Here is an 11327-nt window from a genome sequence, read left to right as displayed (position 1 = left end):
CAGGTCCTCTCTTTGGAGCTGCGCCGACGCATGATCATGTGGCGATTTTGTGGCGACGGGAACCCGGTGGAAGGGGCTGGAAGCAGTCGGAACGAGTGGCCTGATGTGCCGCTGACCTGCGGCGATGGGGATTGTCGCAGGTCAGCGGGAGGGTGTCACAACCTTGACACGGTAGGGGTCACTGGTTCAATCCCAGTATCGCCCACCAGACATATACACTGGTGACAAGGACGGCCGACGATCTTCGTCGGCCGTTTTTCGTGCCCGACCAAGACCATGTGGCGAAAATGTGGCGAAGATCTTTTTCGCCTCCTCCGCTGCGGCCGCCTCGAGAGCCGGCCTCAGGTGCGGGAACCACTCGCCCAGCTGGAGCCGCTCGGACGCCGTCAGGGCGGCCAGTGACGCAGACCACCTCGCCTCCAGCACGTCGAGGATCCGGGCGTTCATCGCCGGTGTCACGTGGTCGTAGACCCGGGCGATGCCCTTCATCTTCTGTCCCAGTCGGGCCCGCCGGCCGACCTCGGCGATGCCGTCCTCGGTCAGCCACGTCGAGTGGGAATGCCGGCCCTCGTGGAAGGTGAACCACGGCAGGATCGCGGGCACGTGGCGCGGGTCCTCCGGACGGTCAGGCTTCACGCCGTCCCAGGCGGGTCGCCAGTACCGCTGCCGGAAGTTCGCCCGACGCAGCGGTGCCCCGTCCGGCGATACGAACACGAACGGATGGCCATGGCTGTTCATCAGGAGTTCGGAAAAGGTGGCGAAGAACGGCGGCAGATCCACGACCCGGGTGTCCGCGGGCGTCTTGGTCCGCCCGCCCTTCCGTGAACCGCGTGACCGTCGCGACGCACTGACGGACGGCGGTGGAACGTCGGCGCTCACGACCACCCCGCCCTTGGACACCGATCCGTTGACCTCCTTGAGTGGCGCTCGAATCGTGATGGCCGTCGCGTCGGGGTCGTACTCATGGCGTTGTTGGCCGACCAGTTCACTCCACCTGGCCCCGGTGTAGTGATCCGCGAGGCACGGCGTGAAGCCGCTCAATCCGATGCCTGCGGGGTGCCGGCGAGTAGCCGTTAAGTGGCGGTGGCGGTAGTGCCTGACCGGCCACATATGGCCGGTTCGTGTCCTGGTGACCTCTTCGGCGTATTGCCAGGATGAACAGGTCAGGTGGGGGACGCATCGTGACCAGGGGGAAGCACATGGGGTCGGGGGCACCACGCACGCCGACGTCCGGGTTGGCGCCAGTGCGGATGTGCGCGTGCTCGGCACTGTCGAGGGCGCGAAGGCAGGCGGTGTGGCGCATCTCGACGGCCCGAAGCCGACGACGTTGCTCGCCATCACGTCGGCACTGTCGTAGCAACCGGCCAGATCGTCGACGCGGCGGAACGGGAGACCTCCGGACAGCGGTTCGGCCGATCGGCCGTCCGGGCGTGACCCGGGCGACAAAAATGTCGTATCGGTCGGACTGGCAGTAACGCCACGTATCCCTCGATACGCTGTGCCGAACAGCAAGGTTGTCACTGGGGAGGACACCGGGCTCGCCGGCCTCCTGGTTGGAGCCGATGTGGACGTGCGCGTGCTCGGTACCGTCGAGGTGACACTGGCGGGGACGGCAGTCAATCTTGGTGGTCCGAAGCCGACGACATTGCTCGCACTGCTCGCGATCCACGCCGGCGCCGTCGTGACGACCGATCAGATCATTGACGTGCTGTGGTTGGATCGCCCGCCCGCCAACGTGCGCGCCACGATTCACACTCACGTGTCCGCGCTGCGTCGCATCCTCGGCCCCGACGTCGTGGCGCGCAAGGCAAACGGCTATCTGCTCCGCACCGAACATGCCACGGTCGACCTGTGTCAGGCCTGGGAGTTGGCCACTGCCGGGCGAGGGCTGACGGGCCAGGACCAGCACGAGGAAGCGGTCACCGTGCTGCGCCGGGCCCTGGCGCTGTGGCGCGGCGACACCACGCTCGGCGGCGCGACGGGCGAGTGGGTCGAGACCGAACGGGCCAGGATCGCGGAATTCCGCCTCGGCCTCCAGGAGGACCTGCTCGAAGCCGCGCTGGCCACCGGCCGGCAAGGCATGCCGATCGACGAGCTGACCGCTCTTGTCGAACAGAACCCGCTGCGGGAACGACTGCGTGGCCATTTGATTCGCACGTTGGCGATGTTCGGCCGGCAGGCCGAAGCCCTGTCGTGCTACCAGGCCGGCAGCCAGGTGCTCGCCGCCGAGCTGGGGGTGCAGCCCGGCGCCGAACTTCAGGCGATTCACCGGCAGCTGCTGGCCGGCGCACCCGCACCGGATCCGGTCGTCGCACCGATCGTGCCGCGCCAGCTGCCCGCCGGCATCGCCGACTTCACCGGGCGGGTCGAGGAGCTGCGACGGCTGGCCGGCAGCCGGGCGCCGATCGTGGCGCTGGCGGGCAAACCCGGCGCCGGCAAGAGCACCCTGGCTATCCATATTGGACAGATGATGCGCGAACGGTTCACCGACGGTGAGCTGTACGTGGATCTGCGTGGCGGTGACCGCACGCCACTGCTGCCGATCGACGTGCTCGGCCGGTTCCTGCGCGCCCTCGGTGTCGACGAATCTGCCATACCCGGCCCGCTCGATGAGCGCGCGGCGCTGTACCGCAGCCTGCTCGCCGACCGAGCCGTGCTGGTGCTGCTGGACAACGCCGTGGACGAGGCGCAGGTGCGGCCATTGCTGCCGAGCGGCGCGAACTGCCGGTGCCTGACGACCAGCCGGGCCCGGCTGTCGGCATTGGCCGGCGCCGATCACGTCAATGTCCCGACGTTGACCGAGCCGGATGCGCTCGACCTGTTCGCCCGAATCGTGGGCAACCAGCGGGTGGCCCAGCAGCCCGAGCAGGCCAGGGAGATTGTTCGACTCTGTGGCCGGCTGCCGTTGGCCGTGCGAGTGGCGGGAGCGCGGTTGGCCGCCCGCCCCGACTGGCCGTTGGCCCGGCTGGTGGATCGACTCGGCGAGCAGCGCCGGATCCTGAACAAGCTGAGCGTCGGCGACCTGGAGGTGCGTGGCAGTCTCAACCTCAGCTACCACGCGCTGCCGGAGCGGGAACGGCTCGCGCTGCGTCGACTGGGCTGGCTCGGCACCCCGGACTTCTCCGTGTGGTTGCTCGCGGTGCTGATCGGCGCCACCCTCACCGACGCCGAGAACATCGCGGAACACCTGGTCGACGCGCAGCTCGCGGACACCGCCTCCGAGGACAGCGCGGGCGTCGTCCGCTACCGGCTGCACGACCTCACCAGGGTGTTCGCCTGGGAACGCGCCGAAGACGAGGAGGCCCAGGCGGATCTGGTCGCCGTGGTCGAGCGGGTGGCCGAGTGCAGCATGGGATTGGTGAACCATGCCTCTGACGGGACTCCCATGCGATTGCTGGGCTCGGTACTGCCGACCGAGTTCCGATGTGACGTGACCGAGTTCGTGACCGACTTGGCGCCGCTGGCCTGGTTCGACGCCGAGCAGGCCGCGCTGGTGCACATCGTCGAGCGAACGAGCCAACTCGAGCTCGCCGGTGTCGCCGCGCGGTTGGCCACCGCGCTGTGCTCGTCCTCGTTCGCCATCAGCAACCGCTTCACGCACTGGTGGCGGACGCACACCGCCGCGCTGGAAGCGGCCCGCCGAGCGGGAGACGTCCTTAGCCAGGGTCTGTTGCTGGTCGGGCTCGGCTGGCTGCGCAGCGAGCAAGATCGGTTGGACGAGGCCATCGACTACTACCAGCAGGCGCTCACGGCGTTCGACGAGATTCGGGACGAGCGCGGCAGTGTGGCCACCCACCTAATGCTCGCCAGCGCGCAGCGTGAACTGGGCCAGCTCACCGCGGCTCTGCGGACCATCGAGCAGGCGTGGCCCGCGTTGATGGCGGCGACCGAGCCTGAGGCGCCCGTCCGCGCCCATCACATCCGCGGCACGATCCTGACCGAACTGGGGCAGTTTCCGGAGGCGCTGCGGCTGTGCGAGCGGGCCGTCGCGGGATACCAGGAGATTGGCGACGCACACGGCGTGGGGCTGGCATTGCGGTCGATGGGGATCGTGCACCGGGCGGCCGGGCGTCTCGACCAGGCGGCCACCTGCTGCGAGCGGGCACTGGCCCTGTTACGGCCTGTCGGTGATCATCTGATGACGGCGTACGCGGTGCAGGCGCTGGCGAAGGTGCGGATTCGTCAGGGCAACGGCCGGGAGGTCCGGGAATCGCTGGCGCAGGCGCTGCGCACGTGCCACGACATGCAGGACGGTTTCGGGCAGGCGTTGGTGCTGCGCACGCTCGGCGAGCTCGAACTGGCCGTTGGTCGGCCCGCGGCGGCGGTCGACCAGTTGGAGAACTCGATGCAATGGTGGCCCGCGCTGTCGCTGCCGCTGTGGCACGCCCGCTGCCAGCGAGACCTCGCGCGAGCCCTGCGCGCGCTGGACAGGCACGCGGAGGCCGACCGCGTGCACGCCGAGGCGATGGCCGTGTTCCTTCGCTGCGAAAGCCGCGAGGCGCGGGAAGAAAACGCAGGTCAGACGCCTACCGTGGCGACCTGGCGCGGCTGACAGAACGCTCGCAGTTTTTCTTGAGTTCCCCTGGCTAGTGTCCACCCCGTCCGTTCAAGGAAGGGGGGAGACGATGACTTCGCGCGACCTCGTTACCGCGTCGCCGGCTGACCATCACGCCTTCCTCATCGTCGGAGAGGTGAATTGATGGAACGAGGAACGGTTGTTTTGTGCCACGTGCTGGAATTGGCGACCAAACGCGTCGCTGTGTTATTAATGGTCGTATCCGTTGTGGTTGGTGTGTTGGCGGTCAATTTGGTGGCCGCGCCGGCCGCGCACGCGGACACCCTGCGCGACGCTATCGTCGCCAAGGCGGCAAGTCAGGTCGGTGTGCGAGGCGACAGCCGTGGATGCCAGCCGTACGGTGACTGCGAGGAATGGTGTGCGGATTTCGCCAACTGGGTGTGGCGGAATGCCGGTGTGAACCCCGTGCCAACCACGCGCACCGGGCGCGGTGAGGGGAAATGGGGGTTGGATCACGGCCTGTTCAAGGCCAGGCCGGATGGCCAGATGGGTAATCCGCTGCCCGGTGACATGGTCGTGTTCGGCCCGCCGGCCGAAGCGGCCGGCGGGCACGTGGCCATCGTCGAATCCGTCAATGACAACGGCACCATCACCACGATCAACGGCAACTTTGACAATGCCGTCAGACGGTGGACGATCAACCCGATCACGGCTCGAACGGGTACGGGCAACTATCCCATCTCCGGCTACGTCACCCCGCCGGGCGCGGGTAACAGCGCGCCCCCACCGGGCGCTTCGTTGTCGGGTGACGCCAGGGCGGAGATCGTGGCCCTCCAGACCGACGGAACCGCGCGTGCCTGGTACAACAACCTCGGTTTCGATGACATGCCGTGGGGTGGCGACAGCAAGACGGTGGCCACCGGGCTCGGCGCCCCTGACACGGTTCGCCTCGCCGACCTGGACGGTGACGGTCGCAAGGAGTTCATCAGCATCCAGCCGAACGGGGACATTATTGCGTGGTACAACGCGCTTGGTTTCGCCGACATGCCGTGGGGTGGGCAGAGCAAGAAGATCGGTGCGGGGTTCACTGATCCGAGCCGTGTGTTCTTCGCTGATCTGTCGGGTGACGGCAAGGCTGAGATCATTGCGCTGCAACCGGACGGTACGCTGACGGCTTGGTACAACGCGCTTGGTTTCGCCGACATGCCTTGGGGGCCGAGCAAGACCATCGGGACCGGGTTCAGCGACCCGGCCCGGATCCGATTCGCTGACCTGTCCGGCGACGGCAGGGCTGAGATCATGAGTATCCAGTCGGACGGCACGATCACCGCCTGGTACAACGCGCTGGGCTTCGAGACCATGCCGTGGGGACCGGCGAAGACCGTGGGAACCGGGTTCACCGACCCGAGCCGGGTCCTGTTCGCCGACCTGTCGGGCGACGGCAAGGCCGAGATCGCCAGTGTCCAGCCCGACGGCACGATCATCGCGTGGTACAACGCGCTTGGTTTCGCCGACATGCCCTGGGGACCGAGCAAGACGGTCGGCACGGGCTTCACCGAGCCCAACCGAGTGCTGTTCGCATAGTTGATTCCGTCATGCTCCCTTGGGGCTATCGCGTTGACCGCGGGCACAGTTGCGTCGGTCAGCGACGGACTGTCGACGTGTTGGCCACAGTATGAGCGGATAGGGCGTGTTGCGACCGTGCCCGCCGGGGGATGTGAACCCGGCGGGCACGGTCCGCCGCGTCACGGGCGTCCTGCGCGGAGCCCGATGTAACCAGGATGCCCCGTATCCGATCACCGGGCAGCCAGGCTCCAGCTCGGCCGGACACTGCTGGCTGTCGGCGACGCAGTAGCCGCTCGTGAGCACATGATGCTGGTGGAGGCGTCCTTCCGGGAGCTCGATGACTTGGGCCTGCCCACGGTCCGGGCCGTCGGGAAAGGCTCGGCGCCCGATGCATGACGGAGATCAGGCGAACGTCCGCAACGAGTTCGCCGGCGTCGCGCACAGCCTCATCCAAGCGGGCAGTATCAAGTCCGTCGTGATCAACGACGCCCGGCCGCTTCCGGCCCCGCGACAGCTACCTCGGGCGGCCGCCGACAAGCCGGCAAGGCCCCGCCCACGCGCTACTGGCCCTCTCCCTCCGTGGCCCTCACGCGTCCTGGTCGATCATTCGGTGGCAAGTTCGATCAGCAGCCGTTCGATCCGACCGCGTTCGACTGGGCTGTCGTATTTCCCAGCGAGTTCGAGAGCGGTCCGGGCTTGCCGAAGCGCCGCGGCGGGCAAGCCTGCGGCGCGGTCGATTCGCGCGTATTCGATGTGGATCGCCGCTTCGGCATCGGGACGCCGGGTCTGCCGCGCCAGCGGCAGTGCACGGTCGGCGAAAGAGCGGGCGGCGGTCAGGTCGCCGGATTCTCGCAGCGCCTGGGCGTTGAGGATCAGGCACCACGTCCGGCCGATGGGATCGCCATGGCGTTCGGCAAGGACGAGCGCCTCGGCCGCGTGCCGGAGCGCGGACGGAAGGTCTCCGGCAGCGAGGCTGGTGTGGACGATGCTGACCTTCGCCTGTGCGGTGATCTTCCACTCGCCCAGAGATTCGGCGTGCCGCAACGCTTGTTGCGCGTGTCGCAACGCCGTTTCCGGGTCGCCGAGCTGATCGCGGTACAGCGTGGACAGTGAACTGTGGCAGCTGGCGAGGCCGGCGACGTTGTCGCACGCCTCGTAACAGGCGACGGCTTCGTCGAGCGTGACGAGGGCCTCCGGGGCATCGCAACAGCGCTCGGCGGCGTCGCCGAGCTTGGACAGCACATTGCCGCGCAGTTCCGCGTCCACATCGGACAGCATCGGGCGCACTGGTGCCAGCACGCGCGGCACGTCGGAGTAGCGGCCGCGGTGCAGGCGGACGACCGCCGTGACCAGGGCAGCGCTTACCCGGACCGTGACGTCCGGCCCGGCGATCGCGGCGAGCCGGGGCGCGAGGCGGGCGAGGGGATCGAGCAGGTCAAGGCGGACCATCGGCGCCCAGAGCACCAGCAGCAACGCCCCCGCCGCGCGGGCCTGCCCTCGGTCTAGGGCTAGTTCGGCGATGGCGAGCAGCACGCCGACGTCCGCGCCAACCCACCGCAACGGTTCGGGTGCCAGCCGCTCGCGAATGTCCAGATCGAGGTTGCCCGCGGCCTCGGTGACCACCGCATAGCTCAGTGGCCAGTGGGTGATTTCGCGGCAAACGGCGGCCGAGAGCGTGGCCGCCCATGAGACCAGCCGGTCGAGCGCGGCTGGCGCCAGGTCGGGGTCGATCGTGCGGCAGTAGGCCCGGACCAGGTCGTGGGTCCGGTAGCGCATGACGCCATCCGGGCCAGGGCCGGCGGGCTCGATCAGGTGCATCGAGGCCAGCCTGGCGATGAGTTCGCCGGCCCGCGTCAACGTGGTGTCCAGCGCCGGGGCCAGCACCCAGCCGGGGAAATCCGGCCAGTCGACGGCCGCCACTGCGAGAAGTGCCTGCCGTGCTTGCGGTTCGAGCAGGTGCACGGCGGTGTTCAGGCTGCCGCGGACGCTGCGGTGCCCTGCGGTGAACGTGCGCATCCGGCCTGGGGCATCAGCCAGCCGGCGGGCCATTTCGGCCGCGCTCAGGGAGGGGAACGCAGCCAGGTTCCCTGCGGCGAGCCGCAGCGCCAGGGGCAGGCCAGCGCATGCCTTGACGATCGTCGCGATCGCCGCCGCGTCGGTCATCCGGTGCGCGCCGGCGACGTTCGCGACCACGTCGCGGGCCATGTCGTCGGGCAGCGGTCCGACCGGGACGCGCACCGCCGACTCCAGTTCGGGCAGCACTGCGCGGCTGGTCACGAGCGTCGCGCAGCCGGCTTCTGCGGTCAGCAGCGGCTCGATCTGGCCGGCCGTCGCCGCGTTGTCCAGCAGGATCAAGAGCCGTCGACGGACGGTCCGGCTCCGGAACTCCGCGGTCCGCCCTGCGATGTCGGCCGGCATCGATCGAGCCGGCACGCCGAGCGCGCGCAGGAAACCGCCCAGCACTTCCTTCGGTTGTGCCCTGCGAGGGCCGGCCCCGCGCAGATCGGCGTAGAGCTGGCCGTCGGGGAAAGCGTCGAGCGCAGCGTTCGCAGCGTGCACCGCGAGCGCCGTCTTGCCCACGCCGGGCATGCCGGTCAACAGCAGCAACCGCGGTTCGGTGGCTGGGCCGGACAGGACGTCACCCAGTACGGCGAGCTCGGCCTCGCGGCCGGCGAACCCTCGTGTCCGGGGCGGCAGTTGCGCGGGCGCTTCGCGGCCAGGCCGGTGGGACGGCGCCGGGTCGGCGGCCAGGATCTCCTGCTCCAGCTCGATCAGCTCGCGGGGGGGATCGACGCCCAGTTCGTCCCGCAGGACCTGCCGAGCTTGGCGGAACGCGTCCAGCGCGTCGGCCCGCCGGCCGCAGCGGTGCAACGCCAGCATCCGCCGGTGGTGCAGCCCTTCACGCAGCGGATGCGCCCGCACCAACTCGGTCAGCTCCGGCACGACCTGGGCCGCGTGCCCGCAGGCCAACTCCGCGTCGAGACAGTCTTCGAGCAGGCTCAGCCGGAGTTCGTCCAGTCGGGGACGCTGTAGCGACGCCAGATGCGGGCTGGTCCCGCTCAGCGGGACGCCTCGCCACAGTTTCAGCGCGGCCCGCAGCGTGGTCACGGTCGTCTCCCGGGGCCCGTCGGCGCGGGCGACCGTCTGCGCGTCGACCACTTCGCCGAGGTCGATCCGGGCGGTGCGCAGCCGGTAACCGTCGGCCTCGGTGCCGATCACGTCCGCTGCCCCGGCCCGGGCCAAGCTGGCCCGCAGTTTCGAAATCTGGATGTGTACCTGCTGGCGAGCGGTCGCCGGGGGCGATTCGCCCCACAATGCGTCAATCAACCGCTCGACCGACACCGTCCGTCCCGGTTCCAGCGCGAGGGCCGCCAGCACGGTGCGGCCCAGCCGCCCTTTCACCGGCACCGGATGTCCGGCGACGGAAACCCGGACAGGGCCGAGAAGATCGATTTCCAGCACCGGCGATGCCTCCCCCGCATCAGGCCAACCGACGCAGTTTAGCCGGGCCTCTCCGCGTTCCTCAAGCACGCATCCGGGTCCGACCAAGTCCCGCGCGCCGCGCGTGCTACGCATGCCAGAACTCGATAGCGAATGGATAGGGCATCTCGGCCACGATCGTTTCGACGGTTCCCCAATAAGACGGAGTCAGGATGCCAATAATCAATGTCCGCCGCGGCGCGTGGAGCGCTCTACTCGCCGCAGCTCTGCTGGCCGTCGGATTCACGGGTGCGCAGGCGGCCGATGCCTCGTCGTTCACCGAACAGGCGAGCATGGCCGGCCTGAGTACCGCGCAGGCCGGCGAGCTGCAGCGACAGGTCGATGCCTATGTCGCACAGACCGGTGGCAGGCAGATCTCGGCGAACAAGATCGATCTCGGCGGTGGGGCACTGGTCGTGGCGCTGCCCGGCGAGACCTACGCGCGCGACGTCGCGGCCCCGCTTGCCCCGCCGCCGTGTTACGCCGGCGATCTTTGCCTGTACAGCGGCCAGAATTACACCGGAAGTTATCTGTACTTCTACAAGTGTCAGACCGTCTTCGTGCCGTGGTACACGACCGGATCGTTCAACGACAATCAGACGTCCGGAACCATATCGACCTTCGAACGGATCAGTCCGCCGGGACATCTGCGTTATGTCGCGAAAGTGAAAGTCCCTTCGATCAACTGGGCGAACATCGGGAACATCACGGTGTGCTGAGAGGACGTCTTACGTGGCGGTCTTGGTCAGCCTCGTGAAGCGGGTCAAGGCCGTCCGGGACGCCGACAGTGGGCTCACGCGCTGACAGCCCCAAACAGAGAGGTCGACCATGCGAAAAAACAGGATAGTCACGATTGTCGCAGCTCTTGCCATGACATTGATCAGCGGCGCCGCGATGGCGACGCCGGCCAGTGCCGCTGCTCATACCGACGTGGCGCGCTGGTGTGGCACCGATGGCCCGAACTCCGGGACCGTCTGGGTATACGAGGGACATGTGCAGGTCGATTTCTGCATCGGCTACGACTGGAACCATCTGGACAACCACGTTCGCGGCTATGGAAGAGTGGTCGCCCGTGACATCGCGACCGGCGCCACCGTCACCGACGCGCACATCGACGCCAGTCTGAACACCGATCAGCTCGAGTCCGGCCTGGCCATCGCATCCGGCCATGATTACGAGACGAACGGCGTGGCCGACTTCGACACCACGACCGGCGCGATCGGTGGTGCCGGCTACTTCGGCTGCGACGGATCGGCGTTCTACCGAGACCATCTCCACGTGGACATGCGCTTCAACGGCGACAACACCCTGTACTCTTTCAACGCCTACACGAACGTCCAGGGCGTGCAAGCCTGTCAACTCGGTGACCACGACCACACCTTCACCGGTTATCCCACGTCGTAACAGGCCACCAGATCGCAGTGCCCGGCCGCCGTCGGGCGCTGCGATCGACGCGCCGCCGAGCAGCGGCGCCAACCCGCAGCGGGCGATCGACCAGGTCACATCGCGCGGACCTACCCGTGGGAGACGCCGGTCGCGGGCACCTCGGCAGGCTGGCCGCCGCCGAGGTCTGTCAGTCATGCGGTGCTGCATCAAGCGCCCTGCCCGGTCGCCGTGGTTCCGTGAACCGGAGGGGGACCGGTGAAGTGGTGGTGGTTCCGTTGGACGTAGGTAGGCGAGCCGGCAACCGGAATCGCGCGCTGTTCCGGTCAAGTGACGATGTATCCTCGGCCGTGGACCTGGATGCGGCGATCGACACGCTATA

Annotated in this window: 6 protein-coding genes; 4 read left to right on the top strand and 2 right to left on the bottom strand. The window is 68.3% G+C overall.

Annotated elements, in window-relative coordinates; genetic code table 11:
- Positions 1-186: 186 nt before the first annotated feature.
- Positions 187-1041, bottom strand: a complete 855-nt coding sequence (locus ACIG5F_RS47800; RefSeq protein ID WP_396527028.1) for an integrase — start codon at positions 1039-1041, stop codon at positions 187-189.
- A gap of 523 nt (positions 1042-1564) precedes the next feature.
- Here ACIG5F_RS47800 and ACIG5F_RS47795 point away from each other — a divergent pair.
- Positions 1565-4552, top strand: coding sequence for a BTAD domain-containing putative transcriptional regulator (locus ACIG5F_RS47795; RefSeq protein WP_396527027.1), 2988 nt, complete (start codon positions 1565-1567; stop codon positions 4550-4552).
- Between the two features lie 147 nt (positions 4553-4699).
- The gene (locus tag ACIG5F_RS47790) at positions 4700-6100 is read left to right on the top strand and encodes an FG-GAP-like repeat-containing protein (RefSeq protein WP_396527026.1); all 1401 of its coding nucleotides are present in this window, start codon (positions 4700-4702) and stop codon (positions 6098-6100) included.
- Positions 6101-6685: 585 nt separating this feature from the next.
- On the opposite strand, the gene ACIG5F_RS47785 is transcribed toward ACIG5F_RS47790, so the two are convergent.
- On the bottom strand, positions 6686-9544 hold the full coding sequence (locus tag ACIG5F_RS47785) for a BTAD domain-containing putative transcriptional regulator (RefSeq protein WP_396527025.1): 2859 nt from the start codon (positions 9542-9544) through the stop codon (positions 6686-6688).
- 191 nt (positions 9545-9735) lie between these two features.
- On the opposite strand from ACIG5F_RS47785, the gene ACIG5F_RS47780 reads away from it, so the two are divergent.
- On the top strand, positions 9736-10281 hold the full coding sequence (locus ACIG5F_RS47780; protein ID WP_396527024.1) for a peptidase inhibitor family I36 protein: 546 nt from the start codon (positions 9736-9738) through the stop codon (positions 10279-10281).
- Positions 10282-10390: 109 nt separating this feature from the next.
- Positions 10391-10966, top strand: coding sequence for a hypothetical protein (locus tag ACIG5F_RS47775; RefSeq protein ID WP_396527023.1), 576 nt, complete (start codon positions 10391-10393; stop codon positions 10964-10966).
- Positions 10967-11327: the final 361 nt, after the last annotated feature.

It is taken from the genome of Kutzneria sp. NPDC052558, assembly GCF_044547355.1.
Lineage (GTDB): Bacteria > Actinomycetota > Actinomycetes > Mycobacteriales > Pseudonocardiaceae > Kutzneria.
Note: the sequence above shows the minus strand (reverse complement) of the source record. Positions and strands in the feature narration are given on the sequence as shown.

Coding starts and splice junctions, on each gene's coding strand:
- ACIG5F_RS47775 (WP_396527023.1), top strand. CDS start 10,391: ATGCGAAAAAACAGGATAGTCACGATTGTCGCAGCTCTTGCCATGACA.
- ACIG5F_RS47780 (WP_396527024.1), top strand. CDS start 9,736: ATGCCAATAATCAATGTCCGCCGCGGCGCGTGGAGCGCTCTACTCGCC.
- ACIG5F_RS47790 (WP_396527026.1), top strand. CDS start 4,700: ATGGAACGAGGAACGGTTGTTTTGTGCCACGTGCTGGAATTGGCGACC.